At 68.0% G+C, this 20,010-nt stretch carries 20 protein-coding genes and 1 pseudogene; 12 read left to right on the top strand and 9 right to left on the bottom strand.

The features are described from left to right. Positions 1-241 precede the first annotated feature (241 nt). Complete coding sequence (gene acnA / locus HEQ16_02235; GenBank protein ID MCO4052874.1) at positions 242-2,953, top strand: aconitate hydratase AcnA; 2,712 nt, start codon at positions 242-244, stop codon at positions 2,951-2,953. Between the two features lie 82 nt (positions 2,954-3,035). Here the strand turns inward: acnA and HEQ16_02230 are convergent, their stop codons facing one another. Next, entirely contained in the window at positions 3,036-3,554 is a 519-nt protein-coding gene (locus tag HEQ16_02230; protein MCO4052873.1) for a DUF937 domain-containing protein, read from the bottom strand. A 68-nt stretch (positions 3,555-3,622) separates the two neighbouring features. Further along, the gene (locus HEQ16_02225) at positions 3,623-3,889 is read right to left on the bottom strand and encodes a GlsB/YeaQ/YmgE family stress response membrane protein (GenBank protein MCO4052872.1); all 267 of its coding nucleotides are present in this window, start codon (positions 3,887-3,889) and stop codon (positions 3,623-3,625) included. 272 nt (positions 3,890-4,161) lie between these two features. Between HEQ16_02225 and HEQ16_02220 the strand changes: the two genes are divergently transcribed. The 8 genes from HEQ16_02220 to HEQ16_02185 all read left to right on the top strand — a co-directional run bounded on the left by HEQ16_02220 (position 4,162) and on the right by HEQ16_02185 (position 11,255). Further along, entirely contained in the window at positions 4,162-4,443 is a 282-nt protein-coding gene (locus HEQ16_02220; protein ID MCO4052871.1) for an acyl carrier protein, read from the top strand. A 222-nt stretch (positions 4,444-4,665) separates the two neighbouring features. Further along, the gene (locus HEQ16_02215; GenBank protein ID MCO4052870.1) at positions 4,666-5,142 is read left to right on the top strand and encodes a beta-hydroxyacyl-ACP dehydratase; all 477 of its coding nucleotides are present in this window, start codon (positions 4,666-4,668) and stop codon (positions 5,140-5,142) included. Continuing rightward, positions 5,139-6,272: a beta-ketoacyl-ACP synthase gene (locus HEQ16_02210; GenBank protein ID MCO4052869.1), complete on the top strand. Its 1,134-nt coding sequence runs from the start codon at positions 5,139-5,141 to the stop codon at positions 6,270-6,272. The genes HEQ16_02215 and HEQ16_02210 overlap by 4 nt, the downstream gene beginning before the upstream one ends. Positions 6,273-6,284: 12 nt before the next feature. Continuing rightward, complete coding sequence (locus HEQ16_02205; protein ID MCO4052868.1) at positions 6,285-7,562, top strand: beta-ketoacyl-ACP synthase; 1,278 nt, start codon at positions 6,285-6,287, stop codon at positions 7,560-7,562. 3 nt (positions 7,563-7,565) lie between these two features. Further along, entirely contained in the window at positions 7,566-8,312 is a 747-nt protein-coding gene (locus HEQ16_02200) for an SDR family oxidoreductase (GenBank protein MCO4052867.1), read from the top strand. Positions 8,313-8,336: 24 nt separating this feature from the next. Next, positions 8,337-9,359, top strand: a complete 1,023-nt coding sequence (locus HEQ16_02195; GenBank protein ID MCO4052866.1) for a zinc-binding dehydrogenase — start codon at positions 8,337-8,339, stop codon at positions 9,357-9,359. Between the two features lie 131 nt (positions 9,360-9,490). Continuing rightward, positions 9,491-10,426 (top strand): lipid A biosynthesis lauroyl acyltransferase, encoded by a 936-nt coding sequence (locus tag HEQ16_02190; protein ID MCO4052865.1) that lies wholly within the window; start codon positions 9,491-9,493, stop codon positions 10,424-10,426. Positions 10,427-10,502: 76 nt separating this feature from the next. Beyond that, the gene (locus HEQ16_02185; protein MCO4052864.1) at positions 10,503-11,255 is read left to right on the top strand and encodes a DUF1223 domain-containing protein; all 753 of its coding nucleotides are present in this window, start codon (positions 10,503-10,505) and stop codon (positions 11,253-11,255) included. 33 nt (positions 11,256-11,288) lie between these two features. Here the strand turns inward: HEQ16_02185 and HEQ16_02180 are convergent, their stop codons facing one another. From HEQ16_02180 to HEQ16_02170, 3 genes and pseudogenes are all read right to left on the bottom strand, one after another. Next, complete coding sequence (locus HEQ16_02180) at positions 11,289-11,915, bottom strand: hypothetical protein (GenBank protein MCO4052863.1); 627 nt, start codon at positions 11,913-11,915, stop codon at positions 11,289-11,291. A gap of 25 nt (positions 11,916-11,940) precedes the next feature. Continuing rightward, on the bottom strand, positions 11,941-12,819 hold the full coding sequence (locus HEQ16_02175) for a hypothetical protein (protein MCO4052862.1): 879 nt from the start codon (positions 12,817-12,819) through the stop codon (positions 11,941-11,943). Between the two features lie 22 nt (positions 12,820-12,841). Further along, positions 12,842-13,471, bottom strand: a pseudogene (locus HEQ16_02170) (LemA family protein). A gap of 194 nt (positions 13,472-13,665) precedes the next feature. Here HEQ16_02170 and ggt point away from each other — a divergent pair. Further along, complete coding sequence (gene ggt, locus HEQ16_02165) at positions 13,666-15,444, top strand: gamma-glutamyltransferase (protein ID MCO4052861.1); 1,779 nt, start codon at positions 13,666-13,668, stop codon at positions 15,442-15,444. Positions 15,445-15,462: 18 nt separating this feature from the next. Continuing rightward, positions 15,463-16,116 carry a LysE family translocator gene (locus tag HEQ16_02160; protein ID MCO4052860.1) on the top strand — a complete coding sequence of 218 codons (654 nt, stop codon included), beginning with the start codon at positions 15,463-15,465 and terminating at the stop codon, positions 16,114-16,116. On the opposite strand, the gene HEQ16_02155 is transcribed toward HEQ16_02160, so the two are convergent. From HEQ16_02155 to HEQ16_02145, 3 genes are all read right to left on the bottom strand, one after another. Further along, positions 16,085-16,600 (bottom strand): hypothetical protein, encoded by a 516-nt coding sequence (locus HEQ16_02155; protein MCO4052859.1) that lies wholly within the window; start codon positions 16,598-16,600, stop codon positions 16,085-16,087. The two genes, HEQ16_02160 and HEQ16_02155, sit on opposite strands and share 32 nt — an antisense overlap. 8 nt (positions 16,601-16,608) lie before the next feature. Next, positions 16,609-17,907, bottom strand: a complete 1,299-nt coding sequence (gene rlmN / locus HEQ16_02150; GenBank protein ID MCO4052858.1) for a 23S rRNA (adenine(2503)-C(2))-methyltransferase RlmN — start codon at positions 17,905-17,907, stop codon at positions 16,609-16,611. 197 nt (positions 17,908-18,104) lie between these two features. Further along, positions 18,105-18,617 carry a hypothetical protein gene (locus HEQ16_02145; protein ID MCO4052857.1) on the bottom strand — a complete coding sequence of 171 codons (513 nt, stop codon included), beginning with the start codon at positions 18,615-18,617 and terminating at the stop codon, positions 18,105-18,107. Between the two features lie 334 nt (positions 18,618-18,951). On the opposite strand from HEQ16_02145, the gene HEQ16_02140 reads away from it, so the two are divergent. Then, positions 18,952-19,515 (top strand): sigma-70 family RNA polymerase sigma factor, encoded by a 564-nt coding sequence (locus HEQ16_02140; GenBank protein MCO4052856.1) that lies wholly within the window; start codon positions 18,952-18,954, stop codon positions 19,513-19,515. Positions 19,516-19,571: 56 nt separating this feature from the next. On the opposite strand, the gene HEQ16_02135 is transcribed toward HEQ16_02140, so the two are convergent. Next, positions 19,572-19,898, bottom strand: a complete 327-nt coding sequence (locus HEQ16_02135) for a DUF1232 domain-containing protein (GenBank protein ID MCO4052855.1) — start codon at positions 19,896-19,898, stop codon at positions 19,572-19,574. Positions 19,899-20,010: the final 112 nt, after the last annotated feature.

Raw genomic sequence — 20,010 nt, 5'->3', positions numbered from 1 at the left:
GGCTTTGCGTCTTTCGACTGTGTAGCGCATCGTTTCAAAATCGTCTAAGGAGCGCTCGGCTGTGCCGCGCGCTTTTATCCGGCGCGGGCGCCTGGGCACCCCCGGGGCGGCGCGCATTCATATGCCCGATCATCGGCGCCGTGAGGCACGATGGCCGGGGCCTTCAGCACCGGTCCGGCATGCGCCCGGATCGTCAGTTCGAACCTTGCTGTGAACGCCTGCCCCAAAAGGATTTTGCCCGATGGCTTCTGTCGACTCCTTCACCTGCGCCACCGAACTCAAGGTCGGCGACAAGTCCTATCGCGTGTATTCGCTCGCCGCAGCCGAGAAGAACGGGCTGGAAGGCATCTCCGCGCTGCCCTACTCCATGAAGGTGATGCTGGAGAACCTGCTTCGCTTCGAGGATGGCAGGACCGTCACCAAGGCCGACATCCTCGCCTTCCGGGACTGGCTGGAAGCCCGCGGCAAGGTGGACAAGGAAATCGGCTTTCGTCCCGCCCGGGTGCTGATGCAGGACTTCACGGGCGTTCCGGCCGTGGTCGACCTCGCGGCCATGCGCGATGGCATGACGCAGCTCGGCGGCGACCCTGCGAAGATCAACCCTCTGGTGCCCGTCGATCTCGTCATCGACCACTCGGTGGTGGTCGATTACTTCGGCACTCCCCGGTCGCTCGAACAGAACGTCAAGCGCGAGTACGAGCAGAATGGCGAGCGCTACAACTTCCTGAAATGGGGCCAGGGCGCCTTCGACAATTTCCGCGTCGTGCCGCCCGGCACCGGCATCTGCCATCAGGTCAACCTGGAGTATCTCGCGCAGACCGTGTGGACCGGCACCGAGACCATCGACGGCAAGAGCGTCGAGGTCGCCTATCCCGACACGCTGGTCGGCACCGATTCGCACACTACCATGGTCAACGGGCTTGGCGTGCTGGGCTGGGGCGTCGGCGGCATCGAGGCGGAGGCGGCCATGCTCGGCCAGCCGCAGTCCATGCTGCTGCCCGAAGTGATCGGCTTCAAGCTGGTGGGCCGCATGATGGAGGGCGTCACCGCCACCGACCTCGTGCTCACCGTGACCCAGATGCTGCGCAAGAAGGGCGTGGTCGGCAAGTTCGTCGAGTTCTATGGTCCGGGCCTCGGCAACCTGACCCTCGCCGACCGGGCCACCATCGCCAACATGGGCCCCGAATACGGCGCGACCTGCGGGTTCTTCCCCGTGGACAGCGAAACGCTCGCCTATCTCGACATGACCGGCCGCAGCGCCGATCGCGTCGCGCTGGTCGAGGCCTATTGCCGCCATCAGGGCCTGTTCCGCACCGAAGCCTCGCCTGATCCAGTGTTCACCGACACGATCGAGCTGGACCTGTCCACGGTCGTGCCCTCTCTCGCAGGCCCCAAGCGTCCCGAAGGCCGCGTGTCGCTCAGCGACGCCAAGGCCGGCTTCATCGCGGCCATGGACAGCGAATACAGGAAGGCCGCCGACATCGGCTCGCGCTACAAGGTCGAGGGCCGCAACTTCGACATCGGCCATGGCGACGTGGTCATCGCGGCGATCACCTCCTGCACCAACACCTCGAACCCGTCGGTGCTGATGGCGGCGGGGCTGCTGGCCAAGAAGGCGAACGAGAAGGGCCTCAAGGTCAAGCCCTGGGTGAAGCCCTCGCTCGCGCCCGGGTCGCAGGTGGTGTCGGAATATCTCAACGCCTCGGGCCTGCAGGCCGAGCTCGACAAGCTGGGCTTCTATCTCGTCGGCTATGGCTGCACGACCTGCATCGGCAATTCCGGTCCGCTGCCGGCCGAAATCTCACAGGCCATCAACGACAATGGCGTGATCGCCTCCGCGGTGCTCTCGGGCAACCGCAACTTCGAGGGCCGCGTCTCGCCCGACGTGCAGGCCAATTATCTCGCCTCGCCGCCGCTGGTCGTCGCCTACGCCATCGCCGGCTCGACGATGATCGACCTGTCCACCGAGCCGCTCGGCGCCGGATCGGACGGCAAGCCCGTCTATCTGCGCGACATCTGGCCCTCCAACAAGGAGATCCAGAGCTTCATCGAGAAGAACGTGACCAAGACCATGTTCCGCTCGAAATATGCGGACGTGTTCAAGGGTGACGTGAACTGGCAGAAGGTCGAGGTCGCCGGCGGCAAGACCTATCAGTGGAACATGAGCTCCACCTATGTGCAGAACCCGCCCTATTTCGATGGCATGACCAGGACGCCCAAGCCGATCACCGATCTCGTCGGCGCGCGCATCCTCGGCCTTCTCGGCGACAAGATCACGACCGACCACATCTCGCCGGCCGGCTCGATCAAGGTCAATTCGCCGGCAGGGCGCTATCTCACCGAGCGCCAGGTCGCGGTGCCGGACTTCAACCAGTACGGCACGCGCCGCGGCAACCACGAGATCATGATGCGCGGCACCTTCGCCAACATCCGGATCCGCAACTACATGGTGCGCGAGGCGGACGGCTCGACCAAGGAAGGCAGCTACGCCATCCATTACCCGTCGGGCGAGAAGATGTTCATCTACGACGCCGCGATGCGCTACCAGGAGGAGGGCGTGCCGCTGGTGATCTTCGCCGGCATCGAATACGGCAACGGCTCGTCGCGCGACTGGGCGGCCAAGGGCACCAAGCTGCTCGGCGTGCGCGCCGTGATCGCGCAGTCCTATGAGCGCATCCACCGCTCGAACCTCGTGGGCATGGGCGTCGTGCCTTTCGTCTTTGCCGAAGAGGGCATGAGCTGGCAGAAGCTGGGCCTCAAGGGCGACGAGCTGGTGTCGATCACCGGCCTGGCCGAGGTCACGCCCAAGCAGCGCATGGAGGTCAGCATCACCGCAGCCGATGGCTCCGTGCGCCATGTGCCGGTGATCTGCCGCATCGATACCCTCGACGAGATCGACTACGTCAAGCATGGCGGCATCCTGCACTACGTGCTGCGCCAGCTCGCGGCCTGAGCCTCTCCCATCATCAGAAAAGCCGGGCAGCGATGCCCGGCTTTCTTCACGTCTGCTGCACGGCTTGCAGGGGATGGACCGTTCAGCCCCTGCGCGGCATCCGGCCCGGTCCGGGCTGGTCGGGAATGCCGTCGCCATCCGGGTCCGGCAGGCGGCCTTCGGGCGTGTAGCGGTCAACAGCGTCAGCCAGCTCCCGCGAAAGCCGAGCGATCAGTTCCTCGCGCGGCAAGCCGGTCCGGGCAGAGAGTTCCGCCAGCGTGTCCTCGCCGATGGCCTGCTGGAGCTGCCGGGGGTCGATTGGCAGGTTGGGACCGGCGCCGACCCAGGAATCAGCGGTTTCGCGGTGGCCGGTCTGCTGGAAGCGTTCCATCAACTCGCCAAGGCCGCGACTGAGAAGGCCGCCTGCCCCGGCGCCGCCGAGCGAGCCCAGCAGCCCGCCAAGCCCGCCTGTCTGAGCACCTGGCCTGTCCGGCTCATGGCCGCCAGAGGGTTCGCCGGAGCCGGAGCCCTGCGCCGAACCCTGGTTGCCGCGCAGCATCCCGCTGATCCTGTCGCGGTTCTGGTAGCCGGCGACGGCGAGAAGCCCCAGAAGGACCGTCATGGAGGGGAATCCGCGTGACGCCATGGCAGTCACTCCTGGAAGATGGCGATGTGGGATGGAAGACGCCGTCACAGACGGGTGGGGCCGCTTCGCCGCGACAACGCGCTCCAGATCACGAGCACGATGATCGCCCCGACCGTGGCGCCGATAAGACCAGCGCCTTCTCCAGCCCGATACCAGCCGATCTGCTGGCCAAGGAAGGTCGCCACGAAGGCCCCGATGACGCCGAGGACCGTGGTCAGGATGAAGCCGGAGGGCTCGTTGCCGCCAGGGGTGATGAGCTTGGCGATGACGCCCGCCACGAAGCCGATGATGACGGTCCAGATGATGCCCATGTAACCTCTCCGCCGCGTCCGAGCCGGGCGTCCGATCCGCCTGCACAACACGAGAGCCGAACAAGAGGTTCCCGCCGGCCCCCCAGGCTGCGAGGCCCCTGGCCTGTCCTGTGAAGCCGGTTGCCGCCGACCCCCCTCATCGTGTAGGGAAGCCTCCAGTTTGGAGGCGGGAGCCCGGACTGTGCCGGCATGCCCCGATCCCGCGCCCTGCGGGACCATGACGACGGAACCGGGCTGAACCGCTGAAACCCGCATTGACGAAAGAATCGCCCATGTCCTCCACCTTCGAGACCGTCGCCGGCATCATTTCCGAAACCTGCGACATCCCTCGCGACAAGATCACGCCGTCATCACATGCGATCGACGATCTGGGCATCGATTCGCTGGCCTTCCTCGACATCGCCTTCGCTGTGGACAAGGCCTTCGGCATCAAGCTGCCGCTCGAGCAGTGGACGCAGGAGGTGAACGAGGGCAAGGCGCCGGCCGAGCAGTATTTCGTGCTCGATAACCTGTGCTCGCGAATCGACGGGCTCGTCGCCGCCAAGAGCGCGTGATCGCCTGGGGCCAGCTGCCGCCCTGGCTGCTGCGCTGCGCATCGGCCGGGCTTGCCCGGCCTTTTTCTTGGGCGAACGCTTCGGGCGGCCGCGGCGTGAGCCGCCCCATGCCGGTGTTTGCCAGCGGTGTTTGCCAGCGGTGTTTGCCACTTGGGCAAGGTTTGCGCTAAACGGGGCGTCCGCACCGGCGCGGGCCCCTTCAACGGACTTCTGGTTTCACGCATGCGGCTCGAATATTTCGAGATGATCGACAAGGTGGCGCTGTTCGACGCCGCCGCGAAACGGATCGTGGCCGAGGCCAGGGTGCCGTCCGCCTCGCCGGTGTTCGAGGGGCATTTTCCAGGCCATCCGCTGGTTCCCGGCGTGCTGCTGACCGAGACCATGGCCCAGGCCTCGGGTTATCTCGTGCTGGGCCTCAACGGGCTGAGCCAGATGCCGTTCCTCATGGCCGTTGACAAGGCCCGCTTCCGCAGCTTTGTCGAGCCCGATGCTGACCTGGTCATCGAGGCCGAGATCACGGTCGAGGGCTCGGGCTATGCCGCGACACGCGCAAGGATCGCGGCGAATGGCAAGCCGGTCTGCGACGCCGAGCTGCGCTTCAGGCTGATGCCCTTCCCGGCCGCGCTGGGCGAGCTCATGCGCCAGCGCACTGCCGCCATCGGCCTCGTGCCCGAGCAGGCCGGGGCTGCCGCTTCATGAAGCAGGATGTCGTCATCACGGGGATCGGGCTTCTCTCCAGCCTTGGCGAAGGGCTCGGGGCGCATTGCGATGCGGCGCGCGGCAAGCTTGCGCCCCGGATCGACCGCGAGGCCTTCGCGCCTTATCCGGTTCACCTGCTTGGCGCGGTCGAGCTCGACCGGCAGATACCCAAGAAGTCCGACCAGCGCCAGATGGAGCCCTGGCAGCGCATCGGCGTCTATGCTGCTGGGCTCGCGCTCGACAGCGCCGGCGTCAAGGATGACAGCGCTGCCAAGGACCGGCTTCAGGTCATCGTGGCCGCAGGCGGCGGCGAGCGTGACCATGCGGTGGACGGGCAGATCCTGAGCGGGCTCAAGAGCGCGGCGGACCCTGGCGTCTTCCTCAATGAGCGGCTGATGGGCGATCTCAGGCCCACGCTGTTCCTGGCCCAGCTGTCGAACCTGCTGGCCGGCAACATCTCGATCGTGCACGGCGTCACCGGCCCGTCGCGAACCTTCATGGGCGAGGAGCAGGCGGGCGTCGACGCCATCCGCATCGCTCATGCGCGCATTGCGGCCGGCCAGGCCGACATGATCCTGGTCGGCGGCTCCTACAACGCCGAGCGGCGCGACATGCTGCTGCTGCTGGAGCTTGGCGGCATGGCCTTCAAGGGCGAGCCAACGCCAACCTTCGGACGCAGCACGGAGCGTGACGGACTTCTGACGGGAAGCCTGGGCGCCTTTATCGTGCTTGAATCCGCCGCCAGCGCCGCGGCACGGGGCGCTGTGGTCCATGCGCGCCTGAATCATGTCAGCGCCGGCCATGCCAGGCGCGAACCCGGCGCGGTCACCGCCTCGCTTCTGGCGCAGGCCGCGCATCTGGGCCCCATCGGGCCAAACGATCTTGTGGTCTCCGCAGCCTCCGGCGCCTGCGCGCCCACCGCAGAGGAGCGGATCGCCCTTGCCCAGATCGCGCCTGGCGCCGCGCCCATCGCGGTGGCGGATCTGGCCGGACACGGGCTTGAAGCCGCCTTTCCTGCCGCGCTCGCCCTGGCGGCCGCGCTGGTGTCGGCGGGCGATGGCCCGGCCGCGCTGGTCAGCGGGGTCGGCCATCACCGTGGCGAGGGCCTCGCGCGCCTCGTGGCGGCCTGAAGGGAGGAGCCGATGACGATTCCCTATCACGACGCCCATGGGCGTCCTCTCGTGGCCGTGACAGGCATGGGCCTCGTCACCTCGCTCGGGCGCGGCAAGGCCGACAACTGGGCTCGCCTGACGGCCGGGCAGTCGGGCATTCACAGGATCACGCGCTTTCCGGTGGCGGGGCTGCGCACCACGATCGCCGGCACGGTGGATGACCTGTTCGAGGGCAGCTTCGCCGCGCCGGAGCTGTCCGAGCGCCTGGCCGTGCTGGCGGCTGAAGAGGCGATCGCCCAGTCCGGGCTCGGCCAGCCGGGCGACTTCCCCGGAGCGCTGTTCATGGCTGTGCCGCCGGTCGAGCTTGAATGGCCCCACAAGCAGATCCTGGCGGCGGCCTGCGGCGAGGCCGTGACCTATGACGGGCTCCTCGCTGAAGCCGCGCGGGGCCGGCATCCCGATTATCACGCCCTGTTCCTGTTCGGATCGGTGGCGGACAAGGTGGCCGACAGGTTCGGGACAAAGGGCTCGCCGATCTCGCTCTCCACCGCCTGCTCATCGGGCGCGACCGCGATACAGATGGGGGTGGAGGCGATCCGCCGCGGCGAGACCAGCGCCGCGCTGTGCATCGGCACGGATGGCTCTGTTCATGCCGAGGCGCTGATCCGCTTCTCGCTGCTGTCGGCGCTCTCCACGCAGAATGATCCGCCCGAAGCGGCCTCAAAGCCATTCTCGAAGAACCGCGACGGCTTCGTGATGGGCGAGGGCGGAGCGGCGCTGGTGCTCGAGGATTATGCCAGCGCGAAGGCGCGGGGCGCCACGATCCTCGGCTTCGTGCTCGGCTGCGGCGAGAAGGGCGACGGGTTCCACCGCACGCGCTCATCGCCGGATGGCCGGCCCGCGATCATCGCCATGCAGGACGCGCTGGCGGATGCAGGGTTGCAGCCGGACCAGATCGACTATGTCAACGCACACGGCACCTCCACGCCGGAGAACGACAAGATGGAAGCGATGAGCTGCGCCGCCGTGTTCGGCCCGCGCATGGCCAGCCTGCCGATCTCCTCCAACAAGTCGATGGTCGGCCACACGCTCACCGCCGCCGGCGCGGTGGAGGCTGTGTTCTCGATGCTGACGATCGCCAACGGGCGCATCCCGCCCACCATCAACTATCGCGAGCCGGATCCCAACATTCCGCTCGACGTGGTGCCCAACACGGCCCGCGATGCGGCGGTGAGGCGCGTGATCTCGAACTCGTTCGGGTTCGGCGGCCAGAACACCTGCCTCGTCTTCGCCGACGAGCCGGCCTGAGCCATGAGCCGCGTTCTCGTGACAGGCGGAGCCAAGGGCATCGGCGCGGGCGTGGTGCGCGCGCTGGTGCTGGCTGGCCATGACGTGGTCTTCACCTATCGCTCATCGGGCGAGCAGGCTGCGGCGCTGGCGGGCGAGCTTTCCGCTGCGGGGGGGCGCACGGTCGAGGCGGTGCCGCTCGATCTCGCCGACAAGGCGGCCGTGGCCGCGTTCTGCGCCGGGGCGGACTCGCTCGGCGAGATGTCCGGCCTCGTGCACAATGCCGGCCAGTCCTACGACACGCTGTCGATGATGTTGGCGCAGGACAAGGCCGAGGCCGCGATGCAGGTGAATTTCTGGTCGTTCACCCAGGTCGTCAACGCCGTCCTGCGTCCGATGATGGCGCGCCGCTCCGGCCGCGTCATCGCGATCGGCTCGGTGACCGCGGCCCGGGCCAACCAGGGCAATGCCGCCTATGCCGCCTCGAAGGCCGCGCTGGAGGCCTACATGCGCACGCTCTCGCTGGAGACCGCGAAGCGCGGCATCACCGCCAACACCATCGCGCCGGGATTCGTCGACACCGACATGATGGGCAAGTATGCCGCCTACCGTGCGGGCATGGAGAAGCAGATTCCCGCAGGGCGCTTCGCGCGGCCCGAGGAAATCGGCGCGCTCGCGGCCTTCCTGATGAGCCCGTCGGCCGCCTACATCACTGGCGCCACCATTCCCGTCGATGGCGGGCTGATGGCGTCCATGGGCCTGCAGCGCTGAGCGCGGAAGAGGGACAAAGCTGCCATGCGCGCATTGATGCTCCACGGGGACCGCGACCTGAGGCTCGAGGACATCGCTCCGCCGCCGCCCCCCGCCCCGGGCGAGGTGCAGGTGCGCATCCGCGCCCTGGGCCTCAACTTCCTCGATGTCTGGGGTTTCCGCGGCATGGCCTTCGCCAAGCGCAAGATGCCCCAGGCTGCGGGCGTCGAGGCGTCGGGCGAGGTGGTGGCGCTGGGCGAGGGCGTGTCGCGCTTCAGGCTGGGGCAGAAGGTGACCATGTATGGCGCCGACACCTGCGGCCACTGCAAGCCCTGCCGGGAGGGCCGGGACAATCTGTGCGAGAACGTCGCGGGAATCATGGGCTTCCACATCGACGGATTCGGGCGCGAGCTCCTCAACCGCAGCGAGCGGCTTTGCGTTGCGGTGCCTGATCCCGTTTCATTCGAACACGCGGCCTGCGCGCCGATCGGGTTCGGCACCGTGCAGCACATGCTGTTCGACAATGCCAGGCTCGAGCCGGGCGAGAGCATACTGGTCCACGCGGCCGGCTCAGGCATCGGCACCGCCGCGATCAAGATGGCGAAGGCAATCGGCTGCACCGTCTACACCACCGTCGGCGACGATGCGAAGGCCAGGAAGGCGCTGGAGCTCGGCGCCGACCACGTCATCAACTACAAGACAGAGCGCTTCGAGGGCGAGGTCAGACGGCTGACGAAGCGCAAGGGCGTGGACGTCGTGTTCGAGCATGTCGGGGCCGACACCTGGAACGGCTCGCTGCTCTGCCTCAAGCGCGGGGGACGGCTGGTGACCTGCGGCGCCACCTCGGGCGCGAGCGCGACCATCAATCTGATGCAGCTCTTCCAGCAGCAATACCGCATCTTCGGCTCGTTTGGCTGCGCCATGCGCAATATCGCCGACTCGCTCGACAAGATGGCGGGCGGACTGACTCCGGTGATCGATTCGGTGTTCGAGCTGGCCGATTTCGAGCAAGGACTGGCGCGCCTCGAAGGGCGGCAGGTCTTTGGCAAGGTGATCATCACGCTCTAGCAGACCCGTTGCACACGCCTTTCCTTGTGGAAAAGGGTTGACCTTGCCACACGTGGCCGCCATGAGCGCGGCGGGCCAGCGGGCTGCTGGGACGCTTATCAAGGCTGGCGATCGTGCTCAGACTGCGCAAGATGATGTCGAAGGCGGCCGCGTTCGCAATGGTCCGGGCCGTGCGGGCCGTGTTCGCGCTGTCGCGCTCGCTCGGGGCCTCGCGCGCCAGCGCCACCGGCGGCTGGCTCCTGCGCAAGCTTGGCCCGCTCACCCCGCAACAGCGCATAGCCCGCGCCAACCTGGCTGCCGCCTTTCCCGAACGCGGCGAGGCCGAGCGCGCCGCCATCCTGAGCGAGGCCTGGGACAACCTTGGCCGCACGGCGGGGGAATATGCGCACCTCGCCACGATCTTCGACTATGATGAGGCCAACCCTGACCCCAGCGGGCGGATCGAGGTCTCGGGCATCGAGCATTTCATCGCGCTGCGCGATGATGGCAGGCCCGGCATCATCTTCTCTGCCCATCTGGCGAACTGGGAACTGCCGGCGATCTGCGCCGAGCGATTTGGCCTCGACGCCACGGCCGTTTTCCGTCCGCCGAATGATCCGGCCGTGGCGGCGGTGATCCACGAGATCCGTTCTGGCACCATGGGCGGGCTGGCCGCCTCGATGCGAGGCGCTGCCTTCTCGATGCACGGCGTGCTGGAGAACGGCGGACATTTGGGCATGCTCATCGACCAGCACTTCACGCGGGGCGTCGTGGTGGAGTTCTTCGGCCAGCCCGTGCTGGCCAATCCGGTGCTGGCGAAGTTCGCCCGGCATTTCGATTGCCCGGTCCATGGCGTGAGGGTGATCCGCCTGCCCCATCACAGGTTCCGGCTCGAGCTCACCCCTCCGCTGGACCTGCCGCGTGACGCTGAAGGCGCGATCGATGTCGAAGGCGCGGTGCAGGCGATGACGCGGGTCGTCGAGGGCTGGGTGCGCGAGAATCCGGGCCAGTGGCTGTGGATGCACCGGCGCTGGCGCCCCGCCCTGGTCAAGCAGGCGCTTGCGCTCAAGCGGCGGATGGCTACGTGATTCAAACGATTTTCAAGCTAACGTGATTTTCCGCGAGGATCGAAATCGGTTTCAGTGCGGCATGATTTCAAGGCGTATGACAAGCGGGTTTCTGGGCGTCGGCATCGGGCTGTTGTGGACCGTTGCCGCCCTCGCGCAAAGCGCGGCCGTGGCGGAGCCCAAACCGGAAGCTGCTGGCGTGAAACCCCGCGCCGTGCTGGAGCTTTTCACCAGCCAGGGCTGTTCGTCCTGCCCTGCGGCGGATGCGCTCTTCGTGGAGCTGGCACGCGATCCCAGCCTGCTCGTGCTGACCTTGCCCGTCGATTACTGGGACTATCTGGGCTGGAAGGACACGCTGGCGCATGCGGCCTTTTCGCAACGGCAACGGCTTTACGCCAAGACGCGCGGCGACGGGCAGATCTACACGCCGCAGGCCGTGATCGACGGCGCGGCGCATACGGTCGGCTCGGACCGCCATGCCATGGAGCAGATCCTCATTGCCCATCGAGCCACGCCGCTGCCGCTCGACGTGGCCGTCACCGAACATGGCGACCAGATGCGCGTGACGATCTCCGGGACTGCGCGGGCTGGCTCCATATGGGTGCTGCCGGTGGCGCGCTCGCGCACTGTGTCCATCCCGCGCGGCGAGAATCGCGGGCGGGAGGTCGCTTACGCCAATGTCGTGCGCGGCAAGATGCGGGTGGGCGACTGGCGCGGCGAGGCTATGGTGCTGGATCTGCCGCGCAGCTTGCTCCAGCAGGCCGACGCCGACACCTTCGCCGTGCTGGTCCACGGCGACAATGGCAAGATCGGCCGCATCCTCGGGGCCGCGAAGGCGCCGCGCTTCTGAGGCGGCCCCGTCGCGGCGCTGCGCTGGGCGGCCTCAGATCACGATCACCTTGTTGGGGATCTCGTCCCTGTCCCCGGAGCGCGGCGGAAACAGCGGCGCGAGGATGTCTGCTGCGCCATCGGCCGTGCGCACGAGGCCGCCTGCCAGATCATCCTGCCTGATCGCCCCGATCAGCGCCTCGATGAGCCCGCGCCAGGCCTTGTCGTCGATGCGGGCCGTCAGGGCGGTGTCGGTGACGATCTCGGCATAGCGCTCCGCCAGCGCCACATAGATCAGCAGGCCCGTGCGCCCTTCGGTCACGCTCAGGCCGCGGGCCGTGAACTCTCGCAGCGCCGCCTCATGGCCCTTGCGCCGCATCAGGAGGCGCGGCACCAGCTTCAAGCGCATGGACTGGGGCTGGAAGGCAAGGATGAGCCCAAGCGCCAGCGCCACCTGGACCATGAAGATGGTGCGGGTGCTCAGCTGCGTCAGCTCGATCAGGGGCCAGGGCAGCAAGAGCGCCAGCAGCAGCGCGACCGCGATGGACCAGCTGCGCCAGCTGCCCGCGATCCGGTCCACCACCACCACGATCTCTGCGGCGGTGCGCGTCTCGGCCCGCCTGATGGCCTCAACGACCCTCTCCCTGTCATCGCCCGGCAGTCCGCTTCCAAGCCCGATCATCGCACTCTCCTCTTGCGCATCCGCCTCACCAGTCGCCCGAGGCGCCGCCGCCGCCGGACGAGCCCCCGCCGCCAGAAAATCCGCCGCCAGAAAATCCGCCGCCGGAGCTCCAGCCGCCCGATGAGCCTGAACCCCATGAGCCTGAACCTGAGGAACCTGAACCTGAGGAGCCTGATGATCCGCCAGTGGGCGGCAGCACGATCCATCGCCCGTTGCGCGTGCGGTGGGCCCGCGCCGGCCCCTTGCGCATCGCGCTTCGCGCCTGCAGCAGGAGGATGACCGCAAGCAGCAGCACGAACAGGAAGATGGCGAGGCCCGCCATCCCGGCTTCGCCGTCGCTCCGGATTTCAGGCTTGCGCTGCCATTGTTCCGCATCGCCCTTGAGGATGTCGAGGATGGCGTTGACGCCGGCCTCGATGCCTCCGGCGAAATCGCCGCTGCGGAACCGGGGCGCGATCGCCGTGGTGATGATGGTCTTCGACAGGGCATCGGTGAGGGCGCCCTCGAGCCCGTATCCCACCTCGATCCTGACCCTGCGCTCGGCCGGCGCAACCAAGAGCAGCGCCCCGTTGTTCCGGGCCCTGGTTCCGAGGCCCCAGCTGCGATGGAGCCGGTTGGCGTAATCCTCGATGGCGAGCCCGCCAAGGCCGGGCACGGTCGCGACCACGACCTGATCGCTGCTCGCCGCTTCATGGGCGGCGAGCTTCGCTTCGATCCGGGCGACGGCCGCCGCGTCGAGCAGCCTGGCCGCATCGACGACTCGGCCGGTCAGGGCGGGGAAAGGGGGGTCTGCGGCGCGTGCGGTAAGCCCGACGATCAGACCGAGCCAAAGCGTCAGGATGGCGGCGGGCCAGAGCAGAGCGCCCGCTCCGCGGCAAGCTCGCGCAACGCAATGGCGTGTCATCGCGCAAGCCTCCTGCGGGCGCTCAGAACTTCACCGCGGGCGGCCGCTCGGCTCCCGCCGTTGCCGTGAAGGTCTCCATCGGCCTGGCGCCCCAGAACAGGCGGGCCCAGATCACCCCCGGAAAGGTGCGGACCTCCGTGTTGTAGGCGCGGACCGCCTCTATGTAGTCGCGCCGCGCCACGGTGATGCGGTTCTCGGTGCCTTCGAGCTGTGATTGCAGCGCGAGGAAGTTCTGGTTCGACTTGAGCTCAGGATAGCGTTCAGCGACCACCAGCAGCCGCCCGAGCGCGCCGGACAGGCCGGCCTGCGCCTCCTGGAACTCCCTGAAGCGGGCCGGATCGCTGATGGTCGAGGCGTCGACCCGCATCTGGGTCGCCCTGGCGCGGGCCTCGACGACCTGGGTCAGCACCTCGCGTTCCTGCTAGGCGAAGCCCTTCACGGTCTCGACGAGGTTGGGGATGAGATCGGCGCGCCGCTGATACTGGTTCTGCACCTCGCTGAAGGCGCCCCTGGCCCGTTCCTCGAGCGTCGGCACGTTGTTGTAGCCGCAGCCCGCGAGCGCAGCGGCTGCGAAGGTCAGGATCAAGGCCAGCGCGATGGAGCGGATCCGGCCGCGGCCAGTGCCGGGCAAGGCGAAGTGGTCGGGGGCCATGCGAGACATTCCTTGTTTCGGAGGGCCCAGATGACCCTGCAGGCGGCTTCAGTCACGGATCAGGGCGCACAATATCCGCAGCTTGGGGCAGACGGAAGGCGCAACTGCCTTGCCTTCGCCTTGCCGGTTGCGCCGCATCGGGCGAAAGTCCAGAGTGGGGGTCATCCGCTAGTCGCCTTACTGGAGCGCCCACCATGATCCGCCTTGCCACCGTGTTCGCCGCGTCGTTGATCAGTCTTTGCGCGCACCCGTCGTTCAGGGGCCCCGTCTTGGCGCAAGGCGCGCCGCCTGCGCCGCCCGCCGCGCTCGCGCCCGAGGGCGCCACCGGGCGCATGCAGAAGGCCATGGGCTATGCGCAGCGCCACATGGTGGCGGCCGCAAACCCTCTCGCAGCCGAGGCCGGCCGGCAGATCCTGCGCGATGGCGGCAGCGCTGTCGACGCCGCCATCACCGTGCAGCTCGTGCTCAACCTCGTCGAGCCGCAAAGCTCGGGCATCGGCGGCGGCGCTTTCCTGGTCCACTGGAGCCAGTCGGCCCGGAAGGTGACGACGCTCGACGGCCGCGAGACAGCCCCCGCCGCCGCCAAGCCAGAGCGATTCATCGGAGCGGACGGCAAGCCTCTGGGCTTCATGGCCGCGGTCGTGGGCGGCCGGTCGGTCGGCGTGCCCGGAACGCTGAAGCTGCTCGAGGATGCGCACAAGCGCTGGGGCAAGCTGCCCTGGGCCAGGGTGATCGCGCCCGCCGTGAAGCTGGCCGAGGACGGCTTCGCCGTGTCGCCCCGCCTCAACGGGCTGCTCTCGCGCGAGACGGCGCTGAAGGCAGACCCCGTCGCGCGCGCCTATTTCTATGACGAGGCGGGCGCGGCGCGGGCTGTCGGCCATACGCTGAAGAACCCTGCCTTTGCGGAGACGCTGAAGCGGGTGGCGGCGGAAGGCGCGGCGGCCTTCTATGCGGGGCCGGTCGCTGCCGACATCGTGGCGACCGTGACCGGCCATCCGACCAATCCCGGTGACATCACACTGGCTGACCTCGCCGGCTACCGCGTGGTCGAGCGCGAGGCGCAGTGCGGCCGCTACCGGGTCTACACGATCTGCGGCATGGGCCCGCCCAGCTCCGGCGCGCTGGCCGTGCAGCAGATCCTCGGGATCGTCGAGCGATTCGATCTCTCCCGGATGGGCCCCGGCCCGCAGGCCGCCCACTGGATCGCGGAAGCGGGGCGCCTCGCCTTCGCCGACCGCAACCTGTTCGTGGGCGACCCCGCCTTCGTCGATGTGCCTGCAAGCGGCATGATCGACCCGGCCTATCTTGGCAGCCGGGCGAACCTGATGAGCGAGGAGCGCTCGCTGGGAACGGCCCGCGCAGGCGAGCCGCCGCGGCGCAGGGCGCAGCTTCTGGCGCCAGCCGATGACCAGATCGAATATGGAACCAGCCATATCTCGATCATCGACGGTCAGGGCGATGCGATCTCGATGACCACGACCATCGAGGACGGCTTCGGCGCACGGATCATGACCAAGGGCGGCTTCCTGCTCAACAACGAGCTGACCGACTTCAACTTCGTGCCGAGCGTTAACGGCGTGCCTGTGGCGAATCGCGTCGAGCCCGGCAAGCGGCCGCGCTCGTCCATGGCCCCCACGCTGGTCTTCGACGCGTTCGGGCGGCTGCACGCGGTGGTGGGCTCGCCCGGCGGCAGCCAGATCATCGGCTATGTGGCCAAGACGCTGATCGGCATCCTCGACTGGCGGCTTGATCCGCAGCAGGCGGTGGACTTTCCCAATTTCGGCAGCCGCAACGGCCCCACCGAGATCGAGCGCGGCACCGAAGCCGAAGGCTGGACCGCGGCGCTCCAGGCCAAGGGCCACGAGGTGCGTCCCATCGAGATGACGTCGGGCATCCAGGCCATCGTCGTGTCGCCCATCGGTTATCTGGGCGGCGCTGATTCGCGACGCGAAGGCGTCGCGATCGGCGATTGAGCGGGATCGCACCGCGTCATGACCTTCCTGCCGGACGGGCAGATCCTGATCGCCTACACCTTGGCCTGTCTCGTCCTGTTCATCACGCCGGGCCCCGACATGAGCCTGTTCCTGTCGAAGACCCTCAGCGGGGGACGCAGCCACGGCATGGCGGCGATGGCGGGGGCCATGGCCGGCTCGGTGCTGCACTCCGCGCTCGCCGCGCTCGGCCTCTCGGCGCTGCTTAATGCTTCCGAGACGGCCTTCATCATCCTCAAGATGATCGGCGCGATCTATCTGGGCTGGATGGCGTTTGACGCGATCCGCAATGGCTCGTCCCTCAGCGTCAAGGCCGGGGCCGATCCGGCCCTGCAGCGGCGCGGAGTGTGGCGCACCTTCCTGATGGGGATCGGCATCAACCTCTCCAACCCGAAGGTGGTGCTCTTCTACGTGACCTTCCTGCCGCAGTTCGTGAGCGCGGGAGATCCGCACGCGCCGGCCAAGATGCTGTTTATGGGCCTCTACCTCGTGGCAATCTCCATCCCGCTCGCGATTCTGATGATTCTCGGGGCAGAACGCCTGATCGGATACCTCACGGCGCGACCGAAGGCGCTGCGGGCCATCGATTACGTCTTTGGCGGAATCTTCGGCCTGTTCGCGGTCAAGATCCTGCTGACGCAGGCGGGGCGCTGACCTCGCGCGAGATCGGGGCCCGCGCCCCGCGCCCGGCGATCAGCCAGTAGACCGCGCCGGTGACGACGCCGGTCAGGAACAGAGCCGCCAGCACCTGGCTTTCGGCGCTGCTGGGAAGGCGGTTCAGCCCGATCACGGCGGCGGGCAGGGCGGCGGCCAGCAAGCCGCACAGGCTCATCTGCACGAGGCCGCCTCCGATGCGAAAGATCTCGCTGGCGAGCGCCGTGATCAGAACAGGCGCGACGAGGGTGGCGGCAGCCAGCTTCAAGAGCAGCAGGCTGGCGGAGCCAGCCAGCGCCGTCGGGTCCTGGCCTTCCATGGCCAGCCCGAACACCACCTCGGCGAAGGCGTTGAGCATGCCGAAGACCAGTTCTGCCAGCGGGGCCGAAACCACGGTGGCCAACATCAGGAACAAACTGCCCGCGCCGAAGGCGATCAGAAGGCCCAGCGGGATGATCAGCAGGATCCGGGCAACGCCGTGCATGGCCGGGCTCAGGCGGCTGCGCCGGGCGCCGCCTGGGGGGTGGCGGACAGATCATCGTGCTGCATCAGGCGCGCCCGGGCCGAGAGCTTCTCGGTTTCGCTCTTGAGCTGGCCGCAGGCGGCGAGGATGTCACGGCCGCGCGGGGTGCGGACGGGCGAGGCATAGCCCGCACGGAACACGATGTCGGAAAAGCGCTCGATGCGGTCCCAATCCGAGCAGGCGTATCTCGTGCCCGGCCAGGGATTGAACGGGATGAGGTTGATCTTGGCCGGGATGCCCTTGAGCAGGCGCACAAGCTCGCGCGCCTCGGCGTCCGAATCATTCACGCCCTTGAGCATGACATATTCGAAGGTGATGCGCCGCGCGTTTGACAGGCCGGGGTAGGCCCGGCAGGCATCGAGCAGCTCCGCGATCGGGTATTTGCGATTGAGCGGCACAAGCTCGTTGCGCAGATCATCGCGCACGGCATGCAGCGAGATCGCCAGCATCGCATTGGTGCGCGCTCCAAGCGGGCCGATCTCCGGCGCCACGCCGGAGGTCGAGACAGTGATCCGGCGCCGGCCGAGCGAAAGCCCATCCCCGTCGGAGATCGTGTCGATGGCGTCGGACACGGCGTCGAGATTGTAGAGCGGCTCGCCCATCCCCATGAAGACGATGTTGGTGATGAAGCGGCCGCCATCATCCGGCACGAAGCCGTCGGTGGGCCGGGGCCGGCCGGGAAAATCGCCGATCTGGTCGCGCGCCACCAGCAGCTGCGCGACGATTTCCCCTGCGCTCAGATTGCGCACCAGCCGCTGGGTGCCCGTGTGGCAGAAGGTGCAGGTCAGCGTGCAACCGACCTGGCTCGACACGCACAGGGTCCCGCGGTCGTTCTCGGGAATGTAGACGCACTCGATTTCCACGCCGGCGCCGCCCCTGATGCCATCCCGCGCCCCTGTCGAAGGCATGCGCAGCAGCCATTTGCGGGTGCCGTCGCGCGAGACCTGCGCTGCGGTCACCTCGGGGCGGGCCAGGGTGAAGCTTGCCTCGAGGGCGGACTTCAGGTCCTTGCCGACATTCCGGATCTCGGAGAAATCCCGCACGCCGTGATGGTAGATCCAGTTCCAGATCTGCCCGGTGCGCATGCGCTGCTCCTTGAGCGGCACGCCGATCTCCGCCAGCGCCTGCGTGATGCCGGCGCGGGTGCGGCCCGCCAGGCTCGGGCGGGTCGCGGAAGCCGCTTCGGATGCAGGCGACGGGACAGTCGCAGGCGAGGCTTCGGCCAGTCCGCCTTGAAGCTCGGTCGTCTCAGATGTGGCGATGGACATCGGGTCTGGCCTTCGGGTTCCTGCACGGCTCTGGCCTGCAAAGCGCCAATGCTGCGACGCCGCGCCGCGCTTGGCTCCGGCGATCTGCCGTGTTGCACGCGGCCCTAGCATATTGCGCCCGGAAAGCCGAATCGGAAGCCCGGGGGACTCCAGCTTCGCTCGATGCCGGCGGCAGATTCCGGATCAGGCTGAACCGATCACGGGCACTCGCGGCGCATCCGCTCCAGCGCCTGGGTCAGCCCCGCCAGCGAAAAGCGGTCGGTGCTGAGGTTGCCGCGGCCGGAGGTGACCTTGACGCTGAGCGTCTGGCCGCGCCGTGCCGCCTCGATGAAGGCGGTCTCCTCGGCTGCATTGGCGATCCAGGCGTTGCGGCCCTTGGGCGCCAGCGCGAAATTGGCGGTGCCGATCGTCGCTTCGCCCGGCGTCGTCTCGCGCGCGGCGAAGCCGAGCACGAAGCTGACCTCGTTGCGCACCTGCTCGGCCGGGCGGCTGGTGATGAACAGATAGCCCGGATCGCGGGTCAGCGTCCGGGGCAGGCGCTCCTTCGGCCTGGTCAGGATGTAGCAGACCTTGTTGCGGCCGCTCTGCGAGGCATAGGCCGCCCATTCGCCGAAGGTGCCGAGCTCGAGGGCCTGCCCCTGTCCCGCCGGCGCGGCGGCCGGCCGGGCCGGCTGCTGGGCCCGCTGCTGCGCCGAGGCGGGAGCAGCCATGGTCAGGGCCGGGATCAGGAGCATGGTCGCAAAGGCGAGGATCTTCGTCATGTCGGCATTTCTTGAGGTCAGGTCGAGGGGACGGGTCTGGCGAGGGGAAAAGGTCCGGACAGCGCGGCGCGATGCAGCGGGCCGCAGCGCCGCGTTCTCAATGCCACGAAGCAGGCAAAATTGCGAGACCGGTTATGTGGGTTCCGTTCCCGGGGGAAACGTGTCAATGTTGATCGGTGCATGATGGCCACGGGGGTCGTAGGCCGCATGCGCTGATCGGGGATGTCGAGAGCGGACGCCGTCAAGGGCCGTTTCAGGTCCACGATCCGACGAGGGATCAACGGTGTCGAACCCGGCAGAGTTTGCGGCATGGGTTGCGGACGTGGCTGAGCGCCGCGACCGTGCCGCGTTCACGCGGCTGTTCGATCATTTCGCGCCGCGCCTCAACGCGTATCTGATGCGCCTGGGGACCGATTCCGCGCTTGCCGAGGAGATCGTGCAGGATGCGATGTCGACGCTCTGGCGCAAGGCGTCGTTGTTCGACCCCGCCAAGTCGTCGCTCTCCACCTGGCTTTACCGCATCGCGCGCAACCGGCGCATCGATCTGGCGCGCCGCGAACGGGGCGAGTTCGATCCGGACGAGCCGATGCTCCAGCCCGCCGCAAGCCCTGATCTCGACAAGCTGCTCGACATCCAGCAGCGCGAGGAAGTGGTGCGCGGGGCCCTGGTCACGCTGCCGCCCGAGCAGCTCGAGCTCGTGAAGCTGGCTTTCTTCGAAGGGCTATCCCACAGCCAGATCGCAGAAACGACAGGGTTGCCGCTGGGCACCGTGAAATCGCGCATCCGCCTTGCCTTCACCCGCCTCAGGCGCATGCTTGAAGCCGAAGGGGTGGTCGAGGCCACCTGAGGCCCGGACCTGTGAGGCCCGGACCTGTAGGGCCCGACCTGCCCGGAGCCGGTCGTTCACAAACCGGCGAGGGTCTCGCGCGCCTTGTCGCGATGCTCGGGCCGCAGATGCGTCGCCACTGCCGCCAGCGCAGCTGCGATCACGGCCGCATCGTCGGTGAAGCCGAGGAAGGGCAGCAGGTCCGGCACGGCATCGATCGGCAGGACGAAATAGGCCACCGCCGACATCAGAATCATCCGCACGCGCGAGGGCGTCGCAGGATCGCGCGCGCAATACCAGGCGGCCAGCGCATCCTCGGCAAAGGGCACGGACCGCGCGGCGCGGCGGATGAGGTCGAGGAGGCGGCTGCCGAGGCCGTCTTCGTCGGCGGCGAGCTTGCGCATGGCCTTGATCTCCTGCGGGCTGAAGCGCGTGTTGAACGAGCTGGACAATCGACCCCCCAATCTGGCGTAGCGAACGCGGCCCCCCCGCGAAACGATGGAAAGATGGCCCGGC

The sequence above is a fragment of the Bosea sp. (in: a-proteobacteria) genome, from assembly GCA_023910605.1.
GTDB lineage: Bacteria > Pseudomonadota > Alphaproteobacteria > Rhizobiales > Beijerinckiaceae > Allobosea.
This window is presented reverse-complemented; position numbering and strand designations above follow the sequence as displayed.